Below are 24212 nucleotides of genomic sequence, written 5' to 3'. Positions count from 1 at the left end.
CGGGCTTCTCTAAATATGGCTCCTCTGACTGGACTCGAACCAGTGACATACGGATTAACAGTCCGCCGTTCTACCGACTGAACTACAGAGGAATCGTGTGAACGGGGCGCATCATATCCAGCGGCTCCGGGTGTGTCAACGCTAAATTGCCCCAGGCGGTGCGACTGCTCGGTATCTGAGCAATGCGCCCGTCAATCAGCCCATTGCGCGTTGTTTTCCGCCTGGTCTCGCAGCAGGCGCGCCAGCGGATCCTGGCGGTAGAAGCGGCAAAAGTGCTGATACAGCGCCGGGAAGCGTTCGGCCAGCAGTTCGGGAGCGCTGAAGAAATACTCCGACAGCACGGCGAAGCACTCGGCCGCATCGGTGGCGGCGTAGGCATCCATGCTGGCGGCCTCTTCGCCGACCATGTCGATCTCGTCCTGCAGGCTTTCCATCGCGGCATGCAGATCATGTTCCCAGGCGGCCACCTCGCGCAGCGGGATCGGCGGCACGCCGGTGGCGACGCCGCCGTTGCGCATATCCAGTTTGTGCACCGCTTCGTGGATCACCAGATTGAAACCGGAGAGGTCAAAAGAGTCCTGCACGTCTTGCCAGTTGAGCACGATCGGCCCCTGTTCCCAGCTTTGGCCCGACTGCACCACCGGCCCCGAGTGCACCAGACCGATCTCGTCCTGCCATTCGTCTTCCACCACGAACGGGGTGGGGTAGAGCAGAATTTCGTTGAAGCCGTCGAGGCATTCCGCGCCCAGCTCCAGCACCGGCAAGGCGAACAGCAGGGCGATGCGCGCCTGCATTTGCGAGGTGAGTTGCAGCCCCTGCAGCGGCACGATGCGCTTTTGCTGCAATATTTGCCCGGCGACGGCCACCAGCCGCTGCCGCTCCTGCTCATTCAGCGGCGAGAGCAGCGGGATCGCCAGCGCGTCCTGCCACTGGGCCTCGATGTCTGCCTGGGATTGAGAGGGTTGAGTCGCTTTCCACGGCCATTTAATCATCAGGTTGCTCGTAAACTCATCACTTGAACGTTCAGCGGTATGCTAATGCTGTAAAAATGCCGCAAAAGCGGGCATGATAGCAAGCGTTGTCAGGAGAGATGCCGGAGCGGCTGAACGGACCAGTCTCGAAAACTGGAGTAGGGGCAACTCTACCGGGGGTTCAAATCCCCCTCTCTCCGCCACTTTACCCCGCGTTATTCCCCCATTGAATCAAAATCCTTTTCTTTCGCTAATGCTTGTAAACCGTTGGATATGAAACCGGTTTGCGTTGGCCGAGATCCTTTCCCGCATTATAACTCGTGCAATATCAACGAATAGCATTTTGCGATTATGTTCTTCATTTTGTGAGCCACGTTGCGCTTGAACCCGGTGCGGCGCTTGCGGCAAGCCCAGTGCTATGCATGCCAATCACGCTGAAGGTGTGAAACCGTCACGGCGATAATGCCTGCCGGCAGGGGCGTGCACGGTCTGAGTCCGCTATCCCTTGAAAATTTTGCCAGACTGACAACATGCCCAACGCCTCCAGGATAGAGTGTATTTACACGCGATTTTTTGCGCACTAATATGTGTGCACATGCACATAAATGATCAGTCTCCTGCCCGAAACGAGGGCGACAGAAGGGGCTGACCGCCTGGAGACCGGAGGACTTGCCATGAGTTTGCTCGATTGCGCACTGGATTTTCGTCACTTCATTGAGGAATTGCGTCGCCGAAACGATTTGGTCGACGTGCATCAGGAAGTTTCCGCCGACCTGGAGATAGCGGCTGTCTGCCGCCGGGTCTATGAGCAACGGCTTTCGGCTCCGCTATTTCATCACGTGGCGGGCGCGATGCCAGGGGCCCGCATCCTCGGCGCGCCGGCCGGCATGCTCGCTTCTGCGGAACATGCCTATTCTCGCCTCGCCCTCCATTTTGGGCTGCCGCCGGAGAGCGCTCCGCGGGATATCGTGGCGGCGATTCGCCGGGCGGTGAAGGCGGAGCCGTTTGCGCCGGATTATTGTTCGACCGGCCCGGTGAAAGAGAATATTTGGCGTGGCGACGAGGTTGATCTGGAACGCTTCCCGGTACCGCTGTTGCATGAACGGGATGGCGGGCGCTATTTCGGCACTTACGGGTTCCATGTCGTGCAATCCCCGGACGGAAAGTGGCATAGCTGGGGAGTCGGCAGGCTCATGATGCTCGATCGCAATCGTCTCACCGGCCCGGCGATACCCACCCAACACATCGGCATGATCCGTGAAATGTGGCGCCGAGAAGGGAAACCTACGCCGTGGGCGATGGTGCTCGGGGCGCCGCCTGCCGCGGTGGCGGTCGCGGGGATGCCGTTGCCGGCCGGCGTCAGTGAGCCTGACTATGTCGGCGCGCTGCTCGGTAAAAGCGTTACGCTCACCCAAGCGGAAACCAACGATCTCTGGGTGCCGGCCAATGCGGAAATTGTGCTGGAAGGTGAAATCAGCCTGACGGAGACGGCGCTGGAGGGGCCGATGGGGGAGTATCACGGCTATCAACACCAGCAAGGCCATGAACAGCCGGTGTTTCATGTGCGTGCGGTGACGTTTCGCGATGACCCCATTTTGCCGATTTGCGTCGCCGGCACGCCGCCGGAAGAAAATCATACGATCTGGGGCACCATGATCTCTGCTCAGTTGCTGGAAACCCTGCAGAGCGCGGCCTTGCCCGTTGACTTTGTCTGGTGTTCCTATGAGGCGGCGACCTGTTGGGCGGTGGTCTCCGTCGATATCGAAAAACTGGCCGGAATGAATACCACCGCGGCGGATTTTGCCGGCAAGGTGGCGGAGGTGGTCTTCGGCTCGCATGCGGGCTACCTGATCCCCAAACTGATCCTGGTCGGCAATGACATTGATATTGTCGATATCGATCAGGTGGTTTGGGCGTTGGCCACGCGTTCACATCCGGCGCGCGACCATTTTATCTTCCCGGACGTACGCGAGTTCCCGATGGTGCCGTACCTGACGGAAGAAGACAAGGCGCGCGGTAGCGGCGGCAAAGCCATCATCAACTGCCTGTTTCCCGAGCAGTTCAGCGGCGTAACACGTGCGGGGACCGCCTCTTTCAGGCACTCTTATCCGGAACAGGTCAGGGCAAAAGTCGAGGCTAATTGGAAACAGTATGGATTCTGAAAAAAAAGGCACGCAGAGCGGCAGACGGGGAATGGGATTGCCCAATGGTGCGCTTTACAGGATGACGGAGGTGGTGCGTCACCGCGAAAAACGGCTGTCTGCGTTACTCGCTTTGCAAGGACTCAGCCTCCATGAGTGGCGCGCGTTGCGCATTCTCTACAGTTTTCCGGGCGACGTGGCCATGAGCGAGGTGATAGCGCATTCGCAGACCGATCGCACCGCGCTAGGCCGTACGATCACCCAACTGGTTAATCGGGGGTGGGTCGCGCGCTTCCCCGATCCGGAAGATAAGCGCGCGGTATATCTGCGTGTCATGCCGGCGTCTCGTCCCATTTTTGACCAGGCGAGGCAATGGGTGGCGGATTATGACGCACAGCTGATGGCCTGTCTGGATGATGCCGGGCTCAGTGCCCTGGATGACGCACTGCAACGCATGATGCTGTTCATCGAGCCCGCGTAGTCCGTTCCGGCGAAAGCCAGCGCCGTATTTCCCGAGTGACCTCATCGCGGTGTTGTACTGTTGCCCGCGGGTAAGGTAATTTGCTGAGGGCATGATGACTGAGGCAGGGGCCAACGGACATGAATGAAAGGATCGACTACCACATCGATAAATACCACTTCGCACCGCTGGATGAAGCCCCGCGGCTTGCGCGCCAGTGGAGCGAGGTGTTGAACGAGTGTCGCCAGACGCAGGCCGGGGCGGAACAGCGTCTGCGCATTGCGCTGCTCAACGTGGACTATGTGACCAGTTTCGAATTGCCGTTTCGCTTATTGCTGGTGCGGGCGCCGCAGCTGATTGCCGGCCTGCGCGATGAGCTGTCGATCAGTCAAAAAAATGTGGTGTTCAACGGCAAGCGCTTTGGCTGCGTTTACAGCCTGAAAAGCGATTTAAGCGACGTGCCTGAGGCCTTCCAATATGGCCTGTCGACCCGTATTCACCGAACTTCGGCGTCGGGCGTGGACGCGCTGCCTTACCGGGAAATCGCCAAAGCGCTCAAGGCGCCGCGTGAGCGGCTTAAGCTGGCGCTGGAGCAGGGGCTGCGCGTCACGGCGCTGGACGGACTGTTCTGGTTCGGCATACAGCGCATCGCCGCAGAAGTGCGTAGGCTAAGAAAAACCGGCATGACGATCGTGACGGCGGAAACGGAGATTTTCGACACCCTGACCGGCACGACGCGCAAGGTTCCGGTTTACCGGCTGGCCGACCGTTAATGGCCGATGACTGGCGATTCATTATGCTGGTTTAAACCTGATTTCCGGCGGGGACAGTCTGACCCCGCGGTGGCTTCCTCTTTTTCTACCCTCATTTCCTCGTCGCTCGATAAGAAAATAGGCGCGATTTCTTCTCAAACCCTCCTCACCGTTCGATCGGCTGCAGCACAACGCAAACGGCGGGCCGTCGTCGATGGCGGGTGTCACGATAGCCTCTCCGGTTGATGGCACCGTTTGCTGTCCACCGTTGGCTTACAACGATGAAGATTTGAAGGAGAAGAACATGTTGAAACGTTTTGCGTTGCTGTGCGGGTGCCTGTTCGGTGCCCATGCTCTGGCGGCCGGCCCCAACGCCAATATCAAGCATTACGGCTATGACTGGCTGGATTTTTATGAAACCGCCACGCCGTCTTTCAGCGCCACAGAGGCGCTTAAGGCGATTACCGGCACCGGTTTCAGTATGACCAATCTGAACGTGGTGCACACCCTGGAAAGCCTCAATCTGCCCGTTTGCGCTGGGGGGACTTGCGCCGTGAACATTCAGGCTGGATCGGGGGCGGTATCGGGCTCGCCGTTTATCGATATCTGCCCAGGGGCGGTCTCGAACAGCAGCTGCCAGGCCGCAGGTTCCTGGAATGCGATCTGGACGGTGGTGAAGAAGATCGCCGGAGCCAAATATAAGCCCGGCGCCATTTATTTTATCGATGAGCCGTTCGACGTTCCTGCCTTACAGACCGGGGGAAAATATGACGCTTACCAATACTCCAGCTATGTTTGCACCCTGCGTCAGGCTATGCAGCAGTATGGGATCGCAATCCCCATTTACACCATTTTGTCCTACCGACATGCCAACAACGCCGAATGGATCCGCGAAATACAGCAGGGCGCGCCCGCGACCGCGTGTCCGACCAATGTAAAAAGCACGCCAGATTGGGTTGGGGTGGATAACTACAACTGGTCGGTGGCGGATATGTGGAGTACCTACAATCGCCTGGCGCCGATAAGCGCAGCCGGACAAAAGTGGGTGTTGGTACCGCCTTCTACGGCATCGTTAGGAATGAACGACCAGCAACTGCATGCGCAAATTCAACTGTATTGGGATTTCATTAATCAATATCCGACTGCGCCCGTGGTTTACATCATGAACTGGCGGTTTGATCGCGCGGTCACCGAGAATCGCGCGGCCTTCCCCGAATCGACCGCCTTATTGTCTTTCATGGCGAACACGCTGCTCACCCAACCTTAAGCGAGCAAAAAGGAGGCTCACATCAGGAACCTCCTTATGGATTGCACGGCTTACCGATAGGCTTCATTCCGCGCGATGGCATACTTCCCGCTGCCCAGCAGCAGTATGGCGAGTCCGCCCATAAAGAACACCAGCTCGTTTTCAATGCCCCAGGCACCGACGTCGGTGACGGTGAAGACCTTGCCGGTGCCCACCATCAAAAACGCCACCACCAGCGTAAAGGCGTAAACCAGCGCGGCGGGGCGGGTGAACAGCCCCAAAATGATCAGTATCGGCGCCAGGATCTCCCCCACATACACGCCATAGGCGATGAAGGCGGGTAGCCCCTGTTCCTGCAACGCCCCGGCGATCCAGCCGACGCCGTGCTGAATCTTCGCCACGCCGTGAAACAGCATCAGCCCGCCGAAGGTTAGCCTGAGCGCCAATTTGCCGGCGTCCGGGTGGTCAAAAAAGCGAGTGAATGCCGCATTGAGTGACTTAACCATGGCTTTTTCTCCTGAATAGGAATGATTTTCAATCAATATATCAGTCGGATGAATGCGAAAGCTGTTCTGGATCAGGAAAACGGCGGGCTTGGCGTTAAATAGCCGGGCGAGGCCGGCGGTGCGGCCTGATTTTTAGGTGGAATGACCTGTGCGCACCGGCCGAACCGGGGATGAGAAAAGTCATCGGCAGAGGTGGCCCGCCGTGTAGCCCATCTCTTTTCTGTATGTGTTGGCTACCCGATTTGCGTTTTCATTAAGGATTGTCAAAGGACAGGCAACGTAAAGATTCATAAGGTTTTTTTGCAGCAATGAAAAGGTGCGCGTTTTCGCTTTAATAACCCAATAGAGTTACCTTTATTTTTATTTTGAACCGCTAAATCATTAACGCTTTTTTTCGGCCTTTTTATTGGGAATTATCTTGCTTATTTTGCCTTGCGAAAGTTGATCCTGTGGGGCGTACGGCCAGTGGCGGGTTTTATTTTTATAGATTTTCTTATTTTTTGATGACAATTCAATGCCGAAGAGAATGAGGGAGATTGACTGAGGGGGTTGTGAGGGGGGGCAAATTTCCATGAACTATTTTTCCTGGCGTAAAAGTAATCGATTCAGCACTGTTTTAAGTTATTGAATTGTTTGTTTTATGTATATTGATTTGTTATTTTTTTATTAAAAAAATAATATTTTTTCTTGATATTGGGTTTGCCTTTGCTAGTATCAAATTAGTGGTCTTATCAGTTAGGGAAACATTTCTTGTATATGGAACAGATCGCTGGTCTTAACACGGTTCCTGTCGTTGCAGCGCTTACGTGGTTATTTTGCCGTTATAGTAAATGATATCTCTAATGCCACTTTAGTCTGCGAGACTCTTTACCGCAGTGGTGCTTTTGCCGCGGTAAGCCGTATGAGAACACACATGAAGGGGAATTGAATCTTAAATTATTCTGATCATTACCCTGAGTTAACTATAAAAGAATGATGCTTTATCCACCAGGCTGTTTGTGTACCAATAGGTATTCGGTGCACCACGGCGGAATGTTAATCTGTGCTTTAGCTTTAAAATTAATAATCAAAACTCTCGCCAAATTGTTTATTTTCACACCAGGTTTCGCATGTGTAAGTACTGAGTGCTGGAAATGAAAGTCACACTGCCATCGTCTTCTATTGATCATTGCGTGCTACCCGCTTGCAAGAAACGACTGGCTGTCATGGTTTTATGAAAAAATTTCACTATTTACTGTAGTTATCATTTGCTAATTAAATTATTTGTATCCAGTGGTATTACTGGAATTATCCTACCAAGGATGAAACGTTGTTTTTAGGGCAGTTTTTGATTTTTTTCCTATTCTTAGCTTGCATAATTATCGTTTGCAATTTATTGATTTTAAAAGGAAAAAATAAATATGTAAATGTAAAATAGTTTAAACCGATCACTGTGATTCTATTGATAGGTTCAATCTATTATTGTTGTTAATATTAATACATCTAAACAATTTGCGAGCTTGGTGACGACTAACTTACGCTAAAAGGACTCTGGGAAAGACTGGCGAACGTAAAAGCCCGCTTTATTAGGCTTTATGTTTCTAGTGCTGATTGAAAAGGATATCAGGCCATGAATGAAGTCATCTCAACGGAAGTGAATGGCGTCGAATTTGATCCACGATACAGTGAAATTGAATTCACGCTTTCGGAATATGACAGCCAAACCGATCCGCTTAATGCCGTAGACAATGCGCGTGATATCAATTGGCACGCCATTCGCGAGCAGTCTGCCGCGTTGCTGGAACAGTGCTTCGATTTACATGTCGTGCTGTGGTTTATGCGCGCCAATCTTCATATCGACGGTTTTTCGGCCTTCTACCAGGGCATTAAGGATATTGACGCCAAATATGCCGAGGAGGGCGCCACCATTTTCCCTCAGGCGGACATGGAACCCTCATCGGACAGCTTTCATGCGGCCGCATTAGGGTGGCTCGCCACATCGTCCTGTCTGCACGAAATCAAGAACAGCAAGATTTTTCCCGACACGCCGTTAACTACCGACGAGCTGCTGAATATGCGGCTTGACGAGCAGGAAGGCAAAAGCCTGCATTTTTCGGAGGTGGTAAAGGTGCTGGGGCAAGCCGACAGTTATTTTGCCGGCAGAAATCTGCCTTCGCTGAAAGAGCAATTGGCGCTGGAAATCGATGCGCTGGAGCGCGTCGAGAATTACGCCAATCTGCAGGCTGAAGATTATCGTTTGGACTGCCGGCAGGTACGCGACTATTTGAAACAGTTCAGCCGCCAGCTGGCTTCACTGGAACAGCAGGAATTGCCGGCTGAACGGGATGACGCGGAGATTGACTCGCCGGATGCTGACGCGCCTGTCGCCATGCCCGGCAAATATATCCGTTCCCGGCAGGATGTCATCTTGCTGTTGGATCAGGTTTTGGACTATTTCCAAAACTATGAGCCCAGCCATCCGGCCCCCATTCTTATTCGACGTTCACAAAAAATGATCGGTATGGACTTCGCGACGATTGTTGAGGAGCTTTTGCCGGAATCTCTGGCCTCGTTAAATCAATTGTCCGGGAAGTAATTTTTATCACAAAGGAGTTTTCCAATGGCTAAGGACTCAAGCTCTCAGAAATTTATCGGTAAAAATAACGCGCCGCGCGTGCAAATTGAATATGACGTAGAGCTTTACGGTTCACAAAAGAAAGTGGAGTTGCCCTTTGTTACGGGGGTCATGTCCGATCTCTCTGGGCATCGGAAAAAGCCTTTGCTGCCGATCGAAGAGCGGAAATTCCTGACCTTTGATCAGGACAACTTCAACGATCGCATGCGCGCCATCAAGCCTCGTCTGCAATTTTACGTAGAGAACACCCTGAGCGAAGACGATGCGTTGCTGGACGTGGAATTGGAGTTTGAATCGATGGATGACTTCACGCCTGGCGCCATCGCCAAACGGGTTCCGCAGATGCAACGCCTGCTTGAAGCCCGGGAGCATCTCACGGAGCTGATCACCTATATGGATGGTAAATCCAGCGCGGAAGAAGTGGTGAAGAATCTGCTGGAGAAACCCGATTTTCTGCATCGTTTGGTGACGGATGCGCGTAAAACGGTCGCGGATGCGGAACAGGATGTGCAGGATCCCGGCAATAAAGGAGATGAGGAATGAGAGCGAGGCAACGACGCTATTCGGCTAAGCAGCAGGCTACGGCAGTCGCTGAAGTTGAAACGCAGGACACGGAAAATGAGCTTGACGGTTTGCTCAAGCGTTCATTCCGGCCCAGAACGAACGAGGCTTCGGAAGCGGTTCGTCGGGCTATCGGCACGCTGTCCGAATATGCCAACAAAGGCAAGGTCAAGGTCAGCCAGGATGTCGTATTGACCATTGAATCGTTGATTGCCCAGATCGACGAACAGCTTTCGCAACAGATGAACAATATCTTGCACCACAAGGAGTTCCAGAAGCTGGAGTCCGCCTGGCAAGGTCTGAGTTATCTGGTCGATAACACCAACGTCAGCGAAACGCTCAAGATCCGGGTGTTGAACATCAGTCAGGATGAGCTGACGCGCAATTTGCGCCGCTATCGGGGCTCCGCCTGGGATCAAAGCCCGGTGTTCAAACAGATTTACGAACAGGAATATGGTCAGTTCGGCGGCGAGCCGTTCGGTTGCATCATCGGCGATTTTGAATTCGATCACAGCCCGATGAGCGTCACGCTGCTGACCGAGTTGGCGAAAATTTCCGCGGCGTCGCACTGCCCGTTCATTTCCGCCGCGTCGCCGTCGCTGCTGCAGATGAGCAAGTGGAACGAACTGGGCAACCCGCGGGATATCGGCAAGATTTTCACCACGCCGGAATATGCGTCCTGGCGCCGCCTGCGCGAAAGCAACGACTCGCGTTACCTGGTGTTGACGATGCCGCGTTTCCTGTCGCGTTTGCCTTACGGGGCGAAAACCAACCCGATCGAAGAGTTCGCTTTCGAGGAGTCCGTCAGGCCGGATGTGGATGATGATTTTTCCTGGGCCAACTCGGCGTATGCGATGGGCGTCAACATCAACCGCGCGTTCCATGAGTACGGCTGGTGTTCGAAGATTCGCGGCATCGAATCCGGCGGCTCGGTGGAAGAACTGCCCGCCTACGCGTTTCCTTCCGATGAGGGCGGATATGAACTGACGTGCCCGACGGAAGTGGCCATTTCCGATCGGCGCGAGCAAGAGCTTTCCGACGCCGGGTTCTTGCCCCTGGTCTATCGCAAGCATTCCGATTTCGCCGCTTTTATCGGTTCTTGCACCATGCACGCGCCGGCGAAATACGAGGATCCCGACGCGACGGCCAACGCCAAGCTGTCTTCGCGCTTGCCTTATATTTTCGCCACGTGCCGATTCGCGCACTATTTGAAATGCATCGTGCGCGACAAAATCGGTTCTTTCCGTTCCAGAGACGATATGCAGCTGTGGCTGAATGACTGGCTGATGAACTACGTCGATGGCGATCCTTCCGTATCGACCGAGGCGACCAAGGCGCGTCGTCCATTAGCCGCCGCCGAGGTGCGCGTTGAGGATGTGGAAGACGATCCGGGTTATTACCGCGCGCATTTCTATTTGCGCCCGCATTACCAGTTGGAAGGCATGACCGTGTCCTTGCGACTTGTATCAAAACTTCCGTCAGCCAAAAAAGATGGGAGCAGATAAGTTACGGCTGGTCATTGGTTTGGATATTGCCGACGTTAATTATTAAATGGCGTTGGTGGGAATTGATATTTCATTGAAATTTAGTGGCGCTGTTTTTTACGCTATTGCTATTTATTAATGGCTAATGGGTTCTCATTGTCGCTATTTCAATGATCGCGTAGGCAATATAACGACTTATCTGAATAGACTTTTCAATTAACGAAGTAGACCTATCAGTCAAGGAGACAAAAAATGAGCACGAAAGCTTTAGTAGACTATTTTTTGAAAATTGAGGGTGTTGATGGTGAATCACCCGACCAAACCTACCCTGGCTGGATTCAGCTGCAAGCCTGGCAATGGGCGGAAGAAAACGCCGGCCGTTGGGGGTTCGGGAGCGGCGGCGGTTCAGGCAAAGTCGAGATGAAAGACTTTGAGTTTCGCATGGTGAGCAACAAGGCTTCGCCGAAACTGTTCCTGATGTGCGCCACCGGCGAGCATATTCCTCAGGCAAAACTTGTTTGCCGTAAATCAGGCCAGGGTCAGCAAGACTTCATTGCCGTGACCTTCAGCAACTGCCTGGTTTCCTCATTCAAGACCGTGGGTAATATGCCGCTGAATTCCACCATCGGTACTGAAATCGATACCGTGCTGCCAACCGACGTTATCAAGCTGAATTTCGCACGTATCGAAGTTGAGTACAAAGAGCAAAACAATGATGGCTCCATGGGCGCGGTAATTAAGACGGGGTATGACCTCAAGCTTAATGCCCGTATCTGATCATTGATGTCACAACACTAATTGCAGGCTGTCTGCCCGCAGCGATTGCGGGCAGACATAAGCCTTATCGCGAGGTGTTAAATGAAAGCGTCATTGCCCATGCTATTCGATAAGCTCAGCGTGAGACATCAAAGCGCCAGCGCCGATAATTGGCGGCGTGTTTTGGTGCGTGATATCGAATTTTTACTGAATGACGCATCGCGCAGCGCTGATTTGAAACTTCATGATTATGCGCACAGCGAAAGTTCGGTATTGAATTATGGCCTGCCGTCGCTGAGCCAACGCATACCGATTAATACCGATCCGTTAACGCTGGCGAGACATATACAAAGAATCATTACTTCGTTTGAGCCGCGTCTGGATCCGAAAACGATTCGTGTGGTGCCTGTAGTGAATGAACGCCAATCGTATGTGCTGGCGATTTTATTCGATATTTATGGCACCTGCTCATTACCGGGTGACGAAATGCTGGTTAATTTGCGCATCGCTCTTGATTATTCCTGTGGCGCCGTACACGTATTTGATTAATAGGGGTGACTATGTTCAGTGAGCGCTTTCTCCAATTATATAATGATGAGCTGCGTTATTTTCGCGAGGCCGGTCGTCAGTTCGCCTCTTCTCATCCCCAGGTCGCCCAGCATTTAGGCATGCATATCGACGGCGTGCTGGATCCTTTCGTTGAGCGTCTGTTGGAGGGCTCCGCGTTCCTTTGCACCCGCATCCAGGAAAAGCTGAACAATGAGCAGCCGGAATTTGCCCTGCAAATGCTCTCACGCCTGGCGCCGCTGTGGTATACGCCGGTTCCCGCAATCGCCACCGTCGCGATTAAGCCCGATCTCTCTTTTCCCCAGTGGCACAGCCAGGTTGACCTGCCGCGCGGGAGCCGCATGACCCTCAACGATATCTCGCTGAACAACAAACCCGCCACGTTCACCACGGCGCGGCATATTAAAGTGCAGCCCGTTGAGATTTCACTGGCGGAATGCGAGATTTTGCCGCCGCACCATTTGCCTGACGGCGCCGCCAGACACATGCAGGATTGCTCGGCCTACGTCAGGATATGCCTGACGACGCACGGCGTGCTTCCCGTCTCGGAGCTGGATCTCGAGCCGCTGCACCTGACGCTGGCGGAAGATACGGTGCGGGCCAATCAACTGCTGGCCGCGTTGCTTAATCGCACCTTGCGCATCGTGCTATGGGCGAAAAGCGACGACCGGCCAATCGTCAAAGTCTTGCCGCCGGGCAGCTTGCGCCTGGGCGGCGTCAGCGATGAAGAAGCCTTGTTGCCCACCGTGGTGGGGGAATTGCCCGGCAACCGGCTGATGCGTGAATACTTCGCCGCGCCAAGCCGCTTCTTCAGCCTGGAGTTGCATGGCGTGCAGGATTTTCTGCGCCAATGTGAACGCGTTCACGAGTTCGAGATCTTGTTCGCGCTGGAGCAACGCCCACTCACTCTGATCGGTCGCGTCAACGCCAGGGATTTTCATCTTTTCGCGACCCCGGTCATCAACCTGTATCGCCGCCATTGCTCGCCGGTGCTGCTGACGGATGAGCGCACGGAGCACCAGCTGGTGGTCGATCGTTTGAACACCTCGCTGTATGAGATACACAGCGTAAAACAGGTGAAAGGCATGCTGCCCGACGGCAACCCGGTGATTTTCTCTTCGCTGCAGGCCGACGTGCAGTACGACTGCGAGCGGGAGCCGGCCGGTTATACGCTGCACCGTCGTCGGGAGCCGTCGCCCTCCAAGTACAACAATCCGCACCTGCCCAACGAAGATACCTTCATCGCCATCTCGCCGGGCAAAAGTGGCATCGATATCGACGACATCACGTCGCTCAGCGTCGAGGCGCTGGTCTGCGAACGGCATCTGGTGCCGGCGCACCTTCAGCAGCCGCATTTCCAGCTGGAAACGGCGATGCCGATCCACCAGGTGGAGATCGTCCGCTACCCGAGCAACCCGGTCGCGGTACCGAACATCAGCCAGGCGTGGCAGGCGATTCAGATGCTGGCCTCCAATCCTCTGCGCCATGCGCGCCCCGACGTTCAGGATTGTTCGGCGCTGTTGCGCGACTGGCTGTCGTTGTTCTGCCATCAGGATGACTCCAGCCAGCGCAAGCGCATCGCCAGCATCAAAAACGCCTGGGTGGAGCACCACTTCGAACGCAATCAGGGGCCGGGGCCGCTGGCCTGGATCCGCGGGGCCGAGATCGCCGTCAACTTAAGCGCCAACCATCATGCCGACCACGGCGCCTATCTGTTCGGCAAAATATTGCACCACGCGTTGAGCCAATACGGCGACCTGAACCAAACGTTAAGCATGAAGCTGTTGCTGGATGGGGAAACCCACGCCGACTGGGGGGCGCTCTACTATGGCTGATATGTCGTTGATGCGTGAAACGGCGCTCTCGTTGGAACAGGCGCCAACGCCGGGGGCGCAGAGCGAAAGCGCGGGCCAGGCCGAAATCCGCGGGCTGTCCAATCGACAGGATTTTTTCGAGCTGCTGCGGCGTATCGAACGCGCGCAGCCGGATGCGCCGCGGCTCGGCGTCTCCAACGATCGCAGTCGCGAAAGGCTCTGCATTACCCAGCCGGCGGATATGGCGTTCGCTTCGCGTGAAATCGCCTCTATCGTGCAGCGCCCTAAGCAAGTGCTGATCCAGGCGCGGCATTTCGGCATGTTCGCCCCCTACGGCCCACTGCCGATCCATGTGACCGAGCACGCGCGCACCGAAGTCATCGCCAGACGCAACCAGGCGTTCCAGCAGTTCGTCGGCATCGTCAGCCAGCGCTTCGCCGTATTGCACTACCGGGCATGGGCGCAGCTGAAGGCGATGATCGGCCATGAGCATGACGATGACAAAAACCCGTTCTTGCGCCATTTGCGCCAGACGGTGGGCGTCGATACGGCGCTGACGGTGAACCCACATATCCAGCGCCTGCGCGAGGCGTACCCCGGCACTTATCTGCCCGGTCGCCGCTCGCTGCGGCAGCTCAACAAGATGTTGGCGGCCTATTTCGCCGTTCCCATCACGATTACGCCGCGCTACGCCAAGTGGATCGACGACGGCAAGCAAAGCGGCAGCCAAAAGCTGGGCAAGTTGGGCAGCACGCGCATCGGCAGCCGCTTTTTCGATGCCCAGTACGGCGCGCATATTCAGATCGGCCCGCTGGGGGCCCCGCAGTATCAGCAGTATCAGCGCGGCAGCCGGCGGCTGCAGGCGCTGGTGAGCATCTGTCATGACTTTACGAGCCATCAGTTGATGCTGGATGTAAGCCTGCTGATCGCCACGGAGCCGGGCATGGCGGCGCAGCTGGGCGGCAAGTCGCTGAGTAAAGACAGCTGGCTGAAACCTAAGACAGGGACGTTTAGGCAGCTGGTTTATCAATCAACAACTTAATATAAGGAAATTTAAGGTGTATCAACGAGAACGTCTTTTTTCGCGATTGGGCCACTTTGCCTATCAGTCGTTCGTCGAAGCGACCAAGCTGTGCCGAACCTTCAGGCACGAATACGTGGAGCTGGAACACTGGCTGAAAGTCCTGGTGGACAAGGAGCGCGGCGACCTGCCGCTGATCCTGGCGCACTACGCCATCAACAGTCAGCGCATCAGCGATGCGTTGGATCGCATTCTTCATACCTTGCCGAACCGCACGAATGCGGTGGTGGATCTGTCGACGCAACTGGAAACGGTGGTGGAAAGAGGGCTGCTGATGAGCCAGCTCGCCGAAACGCCGTCCGGCGGGGTGCGCACCATTCATATCCTGGTCGGCATTCTGCAGGATCCCACGTTGCAGCGCAGCCTGTACCGGCTGAGCGACGAGTTCAAAAAACTGCCGATCCCGCAGCTGTTCGACGATTATCCGGCGATTCTGGCGGAGTCCGTCGAGCATGAGGAAGAGGAAGAAGAGGTCTACAGCGCCCACGGCGATGCGCCGGAGGCGTCCGAGACGGTCGATATTCTCGATAAATGGTGCGCCGATCTGACCCGCCAGGCGCGCGACGGTGAAATCGACCCGGTGATTGGCCGCGAAGCGGAGCTGCGCCAGGTGATCGACATCTTGCTGCGTCGCCGGCAGAACAACCCGATTTTGGTGGGCGAAGCCGGGGTCGGCAAAACGGCGGTGGCGGAAGCGCTGGCCTGCAAGATAGCCCAGGGGCAGGTGCCGCCGCTGCTGCAGGGCGCCCGGCTGCTGTCTTTGGATCTGGGGCGCATGCAGGCCGGGGCGAGCATGAGGGGCGAATTCGAATCGCGCCTGAAAGCGCTGATCGACGCCATCGCGCATTCGGCGGTGCCGGTGATCCTGTTTTGCGACGAGGCGCATACGCTGGTGGGCGCCGGCGGGCAGGCCGGCACCGGCGACGCCGTCAACCTGTTGAAACCGATGCTGGCCAGGGGGGCGCTGCGCATGGTGGCGGCGACCACCTGGTCGGAATACAAACAGTTCATTGAGCCGGACGCCGCGCTGACGCGCCGTTTCCAGTACGTGTTGGTTTCTGAACCCGACGAAGAGAATGCGGTGAACATGATGCGCGCCATCGCCCCGCATTTTGCGCAGCACCACAGCGTCAAGATCCGCGAGTCGGCGCTGCAGGCGGCGGTGCATTTGTCGCTGCGCCATCTGCCGTCGCGGCAACTGCCGGACAAAGCCATCAGCTTGCTGGACACCGCCTGCGCGCGGGTGGCGCTGAGCCAGCATGCGCTGCCTGAAAAAATCGAGTCGCTCGAGGCCGGGTTGGCGGTGAAGCGCACCGAAATGAACGGCCTGCAGGAGGAAAGCAAATTCGACGATCTGGCGCTCAGCCGCATCACTGAATTGCAGCAGACCCTCAGCGACATGGAAGGCGAACTGGCTGCGCTGCGTCAGCGGCAGGCGCAGGAGCAACAGGCGGTCACCACCTTGCTCGACGCGGAGCGGCAGTCGCCGGAGCGCTTGCCGCAGTTGGCCTCCGAACTGGGAGCCTTGCAAGACGGCGGCCTGCCGTTGGTGTATCCGTGGGTGGATGACCGCGTCGTGGCGGAGGTGTTGTCGGATTGGACCGGCATCCCCACCGGCCGCATGCTGCAAAGCGATCTGGACAATGCGCTCAATCTCAATCAACTGCTGAGCCGCCAGATATTCGGCCAGCAGACGGCGATCGATGAAATCGCGCAGGCGGTGCGCATCTCCCGCGCCGGCATTCAGGCGCACGATCGGCCATTGGGCGTTTTCATGCTGTCCGGCCCGAGTGGCGTCGGCAAAACGGAGACCGCGTTTGCGCTGGCGGAGGCGATGTACGGCGGCGCGCACAACCTGATCGTCTTCAATATGAGCGAGTTTCAGGAATCGCATACCGTTTCCACCCTGAAAGGGGCGCCGCCGGGCTATGTCGGCTACGGCAAGGGCGGCAAGTTGACGGAGGCGGTGCGCCGCAAACCTTATTCCATCGTCTTGCTCGACGAATTCGACAAGGCGCATCCCGACATCCACGAGGCGTTTTATCAAGTCTTCGACAAGGGCGTGATGGAAGACGGTGAGGGCCGCATGATCAGCTTCCGCCAGTGTTTCATTTTAATGACGAGCAATATCGGCGCCGGCGAAATAGAAGCCACGCTGGCGGAAACGCCGGATCTGAAAACCGAAGCGCTGCGGCCGATGCTGCACGACGTGCTGGCGCGCTTCTTCCCGGCGGCGCTGTTGGCGCGCATGAACGTCATTCCCTACGTGCCGCTTTCTACCGAAGCGATAACCCATATCGCCACCAAACAGATTTCGCGTTTACAACAGCGTTTGCACAAAGAAGTGGGCGTGTCGCTGGTGCTGGAAGGCGACATTCCAGGCTGGATAGCCAAACGCATCAGCGCCCATCCTTCGCGCGGCAGAGCGGTCGAGTCGCTGCTGCAGCAGGCGATTTTGCCGCCCATCAGCAATGAAGTGCTGCAGCGCAAACGGACGGGAAAGGAACTGCAGAATATCCAACTCATGGTCGAGAACGATAGTTTAAGTGTTTATTTCGACTGATTTTTAATTTGCCGCCGGCCCGTAAACGCGGGGCGGGGTTCGATATCGGATCAGAGAGGTTGTTATGCCTTTAATCGAAATTGATAACCCGGTGTTAGCCGAATTAAATGCGTTTCCACTCAGCTTCACCACCAAAGAAGGGTTGTCGAGCAACTCGCAATATACGCTCGAATTCGAATGTGAACAGGCGGACGTTGATTATGAATCTCTGCTGGGTCAAGGGATCAGCATTCAAATAGAAAGGCCGGATTTCGGCGCGCGGCCGTTTTACGCTTACGTGATCGGCGCTTCCGATTCAGGGCAGCATCAGGATAAGTTCGTTTATAAGCTGGAGCTGAGCACCTGGCTGTGGTTTTTGATGCAGAACCGCAACAGCCGCATTTTCCAGGATTTGAACGTGCTCGACATCATCGAGCAAATCTTCTCGCGCTACGGTTTTGCCGACTACCGTCTGGATATTCAAGGCACTTATCCGACGCGTGAATATTGCGTGCAGTTTTCCGAAACGGATTTCGCGTTTATCAGCCGCCTGCTGGAAGACGAAGGCATCTGGTATTACTTCGATCACGCCGAGGATAAACACACGCTGGTGATCACCGACCGGCAGAATTTCGACGATCTGGATTTCGGTTACGCCGTGTTGCCGTTCATGCCGGACAGCGAAGAAAACCGCGCCATCCGCGAAGGGATCCAGCGCATCCAGCGCTCCCGCAAAGTGCGCCCGAATGAAATCGTGCTGCGCGACTTTGACTTCCAGAACCCGCGCAAGAACCTGCAAACCAAGGTGGAAGAGAGCCGCCTCGGCCTGCAGAACACCCCGCTGGAGTGGTACGACTACGCGGCGGGTTATGTGGATACCGAACGCGGTGAAAACCTGGCGCGGCTGCGCCTGGAAGAAATGCAAAGCGACGGCCATCTGCTGTTTGGCGAGAGCAACGCCGTCGGGCTGATGGCCGGCAAGGATTTCTCCTTGATTTTGCATCCGGACGCCAACCGCAACCGCCGCTTCAAGCTGACTCGCTGCGACTATGTGTTCGTGCAAGACGGCCCGGACAGCAGCAGCGACGGCCGCAACGTCACCTGCCGTTTCAATGCGTTGAACGACGACGTGCCGTTCCGCCCGCTGCGCGAAACGCCAAAACCGCAGATGCCGGGCATCCAGAGCGCCACCGTGGTCGGCGCGCCCAACTCCGAAGTGCATACCGACAAATTTGCGCGCATCCGCGTGCATTTCCACTGGGATCGCTACAAAACCACCGAGGAAGACAGCTCTTGCTGGATCCGCGTGGTGCAGGCCTGGGCGGGGAAAGGCTGGGGCGTGATCGCCATGCCGCGCGTCGGCCAGGAAGTGCTGGTGACCTATGTCGACGGCGATCTCGATCGTCCGATGGTGACCGGGATTGTGTATAACGGCGACAACCCGCCGCCTTATCAGTTACCTGAATACATCAACTACTCGGGCATGGTGTCGCGTTCGCTGCGCTTCGGCAAGCCGCAGCATGCCAGCCAGTTGACCTTCGATGACAACCGCAACAACGAACGCGTCATGCTGCATGCCGAACGCGATCTGCAAACCACGGTGGAGCGCAACCAGGCCACCGAGGTGGGAATGGACAAGTTCGACATCATCCGCCGCACCTTTACGGACTGGTTTACCAACCACGTCTCTTACAAGGATTACGTCTTCAGCATTACCGGGTTTGACGCCTCGATTAAAGGCGTCAGCGCGTCGATGACCGGCGTCAGCCTCACCGCCACCGGCGTGAGCACCTCGTTCACCGGCGTCAGCACCTCGTTCACCGGCGTGAGCACGTCATTTACCGGCGTGAGCACTTCGTTCACCGGGCTGAGCACCTCGTTCACCGGGCAGAGCACCAGCTGCACCGGCGTATCAAACTCGATGACCGGCGAAAGCAACTCCTTCACCAGCATCAGCAACAGCATGACCGGCGAAAGCAACAGCTACACCACGGTCAGCACCAGCCAGACCGGCAGCAGCACCAGCTTTACCGGCGTCAGCGTCAGCACCACCGGATCGTCGACCAGCACCACCGGCTGCAGCATCAGCACCACCGGATCGTCGACCAGCACCACCGGCTGCAGCATCAGCACCACCGGCAGCAGCGTGAGCACCACCGGCAGCAGCGTCGGCACCACCGGCAGCAGCGTCAGCAGCACCGGCAGCAGCGTCAGCAACACCGGCAGCAGCGTCAGCAATACCGGCAGCAGCACCAGCACGACAGGGGTGTCGATCAGCTATACCGGCGCGTCACTGTCCGAGACCGGCGTCGATTTGAAAAAAGTCGGGATGCAAAGCAAAAACTAACGAGGCGCGGCAATGAGAATCATACGGCCACAGCAATTGGTGGCGATTAAAGGAAGTTACCAGATCGGGACAGACAGCCGGCTCGGCATCAGCGTCGTGGCCGGATGCTACCTGTCCCGGCCTGAACACTTCGTGAACGAAGCCGAAATCTGGGAGGCGTGGAAGCGCGTGCCGCTCAGCCTGCCGATATTGGATGTTGCCGAGCCGAAGCCGTTCGCCGAATACCTGATCGCCGGCCATGCCGGTATCGGTCAGCCGGTGAAAACGCTGAATGTCAGCGCCGACATCGGCGGGCTGAAGCGCCGTTGGCGGGTCGAGGGCGAGGGACGGCGCGGCGCGATGGAGGTGGAACCCTTCCTCAGCGTGCCGCTGGATCACACCTCCGCCTGGGGCGGCAAAGACAACAAGGAGAACCCGTTTGGCCGCGGCTGCAATGACGGGCTGCGGCCGCTGCTGATGACGCTGTCTCCCGAGGGGACAGCGCAGGAGCGCTCTCCGCTGGCGGCGCCGGCGCCGGTGCCGCACGAGTTTGCGCTGCGCAAGGCGCACATCGATAAGGTGGCGGGCCAGATCGCCGGCAAAGCCTATCTCGAGACGGTATTCCCCGGGCTGCCGGCCAATATCGATCGGCGTTATTTCCAGATGGCGCCGCCGGCGCAGTGGTTGCCGGAAGCGGCGTGGCCGGATCGGGTGCCCTTCGAGCTGCAGGGCGTCGGCGCGCAAAGCGAGGCGATTCGCGGCGAGCTGCCGGCGGTGCGCGGACGGGCGTTCATCCGCCGTCACGATAGCGACAGCCTCGAGGAAATCGAGCTGCAGCGCAAAACGCTGTGGTTCCTGCCCGACAGCGACATCGCTTTGCTTATCTTCACCGGCAATGCGCCGTTGACGCATCTGCTGGACGAGTCCATCGAGTCCGTCATGCTGGCGTTGGATCGCTGCGATGCGCCGCGCTCGTTCGACTATTTCCAACAGGTATTCCGCAAGCGCAGCGACGATGACGCCTCGCCCTTTGAGTTTCTGTTTGATCCGGATCTGATGCCGGCGGAGATGGGGTTGAACGTCATCCAGGCGGTGTCGGATCACCCCAGCGACTTGCGTTACGATCCGTCGCCCACCTCTCTGGGCGATTCCGCCGTGTTCTATCGACGCATCCGCGAGGCGATCGCCTTGCACCAGCAACAAACGTCGGCGGAGCCGGCTTCCGTGACGCTGCCCGATTTGCCGGATCTTCCCGCCGAAGACGGCAATGACGCGTTTTTCCCCGATAGCGCGACCGTGGAAGGAAAGACCTTCAGCGGTTTGCGCTGCGAGGCGCTGTCGGGCAGGCATTTTCTGCAGTGCCGCTTTGAGCGCTGCGATTTCTCGCAGGCTTCTTTTGAGAACTGCACCTTCGAAAACTGCGTTTTTGATGGGGTCAACCTGACGCAGGCGGCGCTGCGCCAGATCCGCATGATCTCGTGCACGCTGCAAAAGCCGTTGCTGGCGGAAAGCGTGTGGCAAGAGGCGGTCTTCGAACGGGTGACGCTGGCGGAGCCTCAGGGGCAAGGCCTGCGCGCCGACCACGTGAAGCTGGATAACTGCGTTTTCGAGCGGGGCGATTTCACCGCGAGCCGCTTTGAACACGCGGCGATCGGCAACGGCATGTTTAATGGCGCAACGCTGATCCGCGCGCAGTTTCTGCAAGGCGAGCTGGACGCGTGCGTGTTTAACCGCTGCCTCGCCGAAGAGGCGGTTGCGCTGGAGATGACGCTCACCAAAAACTCGTTCCTTGGCGGCAACTGGCGCGGCGTGCGGTTCGAACGCTGCCGTGTCGAGAGCCTGACGGCGGGCATGCAGGCGAACTTTTCCCACGCCGTGTTCAGTGATAGCTGTTTCACCAAAGTGGGATTGAAAGCGGCGCGTATGGAGAGGTGCCAACTGCAGTACAGCGTTTTCACTGAATGCAACTTTGACGAGGCCGATCTGACGGCCTGCGCGATCGCCGGCTGCGATCTGGCCGGCGTGCGGTTTAAAGACAGCCTGTTGACGCACTCGCGTTGGCAAAACAGCAGCGCTCAGCAAGGCCTGTTTTATAACGCCGATCTGCGCGATGCGGCATTTGACCAGTGCAATCTGGCGGCGGCGCATCTGGCGATGACCTGGCAGGACGCCGGCACGCGGTTCAGCGGTTGTCTGCTGGAGCGCGCGTGTTGGGTGCCGCGCAGAATCATTCATGGGGACTATGCGCATGAAAACTGAAAGCCGCGTGATCCAACAGGCGCTGCCTGACCGAGAGGCGATCGAACTGGAGGTCGCCCAGGCGGTGGCGCAGACGCCGCCCATGCCGCGGATCTTCAAGAAACGCCGGTTCCACGATCGCGAGCTGAAAGGGTTGACGCTGAGCGACTGCTTTTTCATCGACTGTCATTTCGAACGTGTCACGTTTGAAGGTTGTGATTTGCGGGCGGTGCGCTTTGAGGGCTGCACCCTGCAGCAGGTCAACGTGGTCGGTGGCAGCCTGATGCGCCTGTCGTTCAACGAATGCCGGTTTGACAACCTGACGCTGCAACAGGGGCTGCTGTGCAATTTGGCGTGTAACGACACCGCGCTGCAGGGGTGTTACGTCGGCGATTGTCTGCTGGATGACTGCGGTTTGATCCGGTGCGAGGTCAACGGCGCGGAAATTGAACGCAGCAGCCTGGGGCATCTGGCGGTGCAGTCCAGCACCCTGACCAACCTGATGTTTCATCAGGACGTGATACAGGACGCCAACTGGTACGCCTGCCAACTCACGCAGTGCCTGTGGCAGGCGTCGACCCTGGATCGTCAGGTGATGGGCAGTTGTCAGCTGGAGACGTGCAGCTGGCAGACGATCGCGGGGCAGGCGCGCATCTGGTTCACCTGCCGCCTGTCGGGCTGCACTTTGGCGCAGCTACAGCTGCAGGGCGCCAGTTTTCACCGCAGCGAGCTGGAGGGGTGTTCGTTCGCCGACAGCGATCTGACCTCGGCGATCTTCGCCGAAGCGCAGGTACAGCGCTGCGATTTCGAACGCGCGACGCTGACCCTGGCGCAGGGGCAGAAGGCCCGGTTCAGCGAATGCGCGATGGGCGGCGCCAACTGGGGGCGCGCCATCTTGCCGCAAGCGGAATTCAGGGCGTGCGATCTGGCGTTAGCCAATCTTGAGCAGGCCGAACTGCGGGAAGCGAACCTGATCGAACAGCCGTTGACCGCCGCTCAGCAACAGAGTGCTCGCCTGCATGGCGCGCAGCGTCATCGCGCCGAAAACGTGCCGCTTACCGCCGATCCGTTCTTGAGTGCGATCGACGCCTGGTATGCGCATCAACAACCGGGGCCGCGGCAACCGTCGTATCAACGGCCAACAGGAGTAAGCAGATATGTATAAATCCAGAAGAGAGCATCAGAAGGTCTATGCCAACGCCAGGGTGACGCCTTTGCAGTTGGTGCGCAGCGCTCCGCTTCCCGAACAAGGGGGGCGCAAGGTAGTGACGCTGGCGGCCGACGCCAACGGCAGTCTGTATGTCGACGGCATGCGAGCCCATTGTCTGGCGGTCGCCACCAGCTGCCTGGTTCAGCCGCTGGCGGGCGATCGCGTTTGCGTCATCGCCGACGGCGACAAGTTGGTCATCACCGAGATCTTGTCGCGGCAACAGGCGCACGCCGTCATGACGCTGGACAGCCGCTGCGCCAACTTGCGCATCGTGGCGCCGGAGATCGAGCTGCAGGGCGGCAAGCGGCTGACGTTGCGCAGCCCGCACTTCACGCTGCTGACGCGCAGCAGCCGTTGGGTGGCCGAAACGCTGCACCAAATCTCTCAACGCCTGTTTGTGCGCAGCAAGCACGCGAGCCGGCGGGTGGAGGAAACCGACGAGGTGCTGGCGAAGCACATCATTCAGGATGCGCGGCAATCCCTCGTCATCAACAGTGAAATTGGTTCTCTGAAGTCTTCGGCGGTGCTGAAGATCGACGGCGGCCAGATACATATGGGGTAAACCACCATGACTGCAGCCAATAACAACATGGCCGGGATCAGCTTTGCCGGCTGTGACCCGATGATACCGGCGCCGGGCCCGAACACCGCGCCCAACAACACCGGCATACCGAACGTGCCTAACTGTTTCCTTTGCGGCGGCAATGAACAGAATCTCGGCAGCATTCGCGCGGCCACCGTCGATTCGGGCGGGGTGATCGGCGCCGCCTCCGGGACGCATTCGGCCCAGATGCAGCCGGTGCAGGGATCGGGCAAGTATTTCACCGGCGGCATGCCGGTCACGCGGCTAGGCGATTCCAGCACGACGAACAATAACAACATGGTCGCCACTCAGGTCGCGCCGAGCCAGACCAAATGTTTCGTTAATGCATAGGAGTTCAGC

Annotated in this window: 19 protein-coding genes and 2 tRNA genes; 18 read left to right on the top strand and 3 right to left on the bottom strand. The window is 57.3% G+C overall.

Going from position 1 to position 24212, the window contains the following annotated elements; translation table 11 throughout:
• Positions 1–16 precede the first annotated feature (16 nt).
• Together GT753_RS11685 and mtfA are read right to left on the bottom strand one after the other, a co-directional pair.
• Positions 17–92: transfer RNA gene (locus tag GT753_RS11685), tRNA-Asn, on the bottom strand.
• A gap of 99 nt (positions 93–191) precedes the next feature.
• Positions 192–992: a DgsA anti-repressor MtfA gene (mtfA, locus tag GT753_RS11680; protein ID WP_021505828.1), complete on the bottom strand. Its 801-nt coding sequence runs from the start codon at positions 990–992 to the stop codon at positions 192–194.
• A gap of 92 nt (positions 993–1084) precedes the next feature.
• Between mtfA and GT753_RS11675 the strand changes: the two genes are divergently transcribed.
• From GT753_RS11675 to GT753_RS11655, 5 genes are all read left to right on the top strand, one after another.
• Positions 1085–1174 (top strand) — tRNA-Ser (locus GT753_RS11675).
• 471 nt (positions 1175–1645) lie between these two features.
• Positions 1646–3133, top strand: a complete 1488-nt coding sequence (locus GT753_RS11670) for a UbiD family decarboxylase (RefSeq protein ID WP_131164897.1) — start codon at positions 1646–1648, stop codon at positions 3131–3133.
• Complete coding sequence (locus GT753_RS11665; protein WP_015378395.1) at positions 3123–3593, top strand: MarR family winged helix-turn-helix transcriptional regulator; 471 nt, start codon at positions 3123–3125, stop codon at positions 3591–3593. Before GT753_RS11670 ends, GT753_RS11665 begins: the two co-directional genes overlap by 11 nt.
• Before the next feature lie 119 nt (positions 3594–3712).
• Entirely contained in the window at positions 3713–4345 is a 633-nt protein-coding gene (locus GT753_RS11660) for a helix-turn-helix domain-containing protein (RefSeq protein WP_075686664.1), read from the top strand.
• A 283-nt stretch (positions 4346–4628) separates the two neighbouring features.
• A complete protein-coding gene (locus GT753_RS11655; RefSeq protein ID WP_075686662.1) occupies positions 4629–5591 on the top strand; it encodes a hypothetical protein in 963 nt (320 codons plus the stop codon).
• A gap of 50 nt (positions 5592–5641) precedes the next feature.
• On the opposite strand, the gene GT753_RS11650 is transcribed toward GT753_RS11655, so the two are convergent.
• Complete coding sequence (locus tag GT753_RS11650) at positions 5642–6076, bottom strand: DoxX family protein (RefSeq protein ID WP_015378393.1); 435 nt, start codon at positions 6074–6076, stop codon at positions 5642–5644.
• A gap of 1609 nt (positions 6077–7685) precedes the next feature.
• Here GT753_RS11650 and GT753_RS11645 point away from each other — a divergent pair.
• The 13 genes from GT753_RS11645 (at position 7686) to GT753_RS11585 (ending at position 24203) form a co-directional block, all read left to right on the top strand.
• A complete protein-coding gene (locus GT753_RS11645; RefSeq protein WP_004935378.1) occupies positions 7686–8651 on the top strand; it encodes an ImpA family type VI secretion system protein in 966 nt (321 codons plus the stop codon).
• Positions 8652–8675: 24 nt separating this feature from the next.
• Entirely contained in the window at positions 8676–9233 is a 558-nt protein-coding gene (gene tssB / locus GT753_RS11640; protein ID WP_004935376.1) for a type VI secretion system contractile sheath small subunit, read from the top strand.
• Complete coding sequence (tssC, locus tag GT753_RS11635) at positions 9230–10756, top strand: type VI secretion system contractile sheath large subunit (RefSeq protein ID WP_004935371.1); 1527 nt, start codon at positions 9230–9232, stop codon at positions 10754–10756. Before tssB ends, tssC begins: the two co-directional genes overlap by 4 nt.
• 231 nt (positions 10757–10987) lie before the next feature.
• Positions 10988–11512 carry an Hcp family type VI secretion system effector gene (locus tag GT753_RS11630; RefSeq protein ID WP_004935369.1) on the top strand — a complete coding sequence of 175 codons (525 nt, stop codon included), beginning with the start codon at positions 10988–10990 and terminating at the stop codon, positions 11510–11512.
• A gap of 81 nt (positions 11513–11593) precedes the next feature.
• Positions 11594–12040: a type VI secretion system baseplate subunit TssE gene (locus tag GT753_RS11625; protein ID WP_015378391.1), complete on the top strand. Its 447-nt coding sequence runs from the start codon at positions 11594–11596 to the stop codon at positions 12038–12040.
• 11 nt (positions 12041–12051) lie between these two features.
• Positions 12052–13893: a type VI secretion system baseplate subunit TssF gene (tssF, locus tag GT753_RS11620; RefSeq protein ID WP_015378390.1), complete on the top strand. Its 1842-nt coding sequence runs from the start codon at positions 12052–12054 to the stop codon at positions 13891–13893.
• Entirely contained in the window at positions 13886–14914 is a 1029-nt protein-coding gene (tssG, locus tag GT753_RS11615; RefSeq protein WP_004935359.1) for a type VI secretion system baseplate subunit TssG, read from the top strand. Before tssF ends, tssG begins: the two co-directional genes overlap by 8 nt.
• Positions 14915–14930: 16 nt before the next feature.
• A complete protein-coding gene (gene tssH, locus GT753_RS11610; RefSeq protein ID WP_004935356.1) occupies positions 14931–17516 on the top strand; it encodes a type VI secretion system ATPase TssH in 2586 nt (861 codons plus the stop codon).
• Positions 17517–17580: 64 nt separating this feature from the next.
• The gene (gene vgrG / locus GT753_RS11605) at positions 17581–19842 is read left to right on the top strand and encodes a type VI secretion system tip protein VgrG (RefSeq protein WP_004935351.1); all 2262 of its coding nucleotides are present in this window, start codon (positions 17581–17583) and stop codon (positions 19840–19842) included.
• 12 nt (positions 19843–19854) lie between these two features.
• A complete protein-coding gene (locus GT753_RS11600) occupies positions 19855–22080 on the top strand; it encodes a DUF2169 domain-containing protein (protein WP_031300674.1) in 2226 nt (741 codons plus the stop codon).
• A complete protein-coding gene (locus tag GT753_RS11595) occupies positions 22070–23224 on the top strand; it encodes a pentapeptide repeat-containing protein (protein WP_015378387.1) in 1155 nt (384 codons plus the stop codon). The genes GT753_RS11600 and GT753_RS11595 overlap by 11 nt, the downstream gene beginning before the upstream one ends.
• Positions 23217–23831 carry a DUF3540 domain-containing protein gene (locus GT753_RS11590; protein ID WP_021505818.1) on the top strand — a complete coding sequence of 205 codons (615 nt, stop codon included), beginning with the start codon at positions 23217–23219 and terminating at the stop codon, positions 23829–23831. Before GT753_RS11595 ends, GT753_RS11590 begins: the two co-directional genes overlap by 8 nt.
• Before the next feature lie 6 nt (positions 23832–23837).
• A complete protein-coding gene (locus GT753_RS11585; protein ID WP_031300673.1) occupies positions 23838–24203 on the top strand; it encodes a PAAR-like domain-containing protein in 366 nt (121 codons plus the stop codon).
• Positions 24204–24212 lie beyond the last annotated feature (9 nt).

The sequence above is a fragment of the Serratia sp. Z4 genome (assembly GCF_009900725.1).
Classification (GTDB): Bacteria; Pseudomonadota; Gammaproteobacteria; order Enterobacterales; family Enterobacteriaceae; genus Serratia; species Serratia nematodiphila.
Note: the sequence above shows the minus strand (reverse complement) of the source record. Positions and strands in the feature narration are given on the sequence as shown.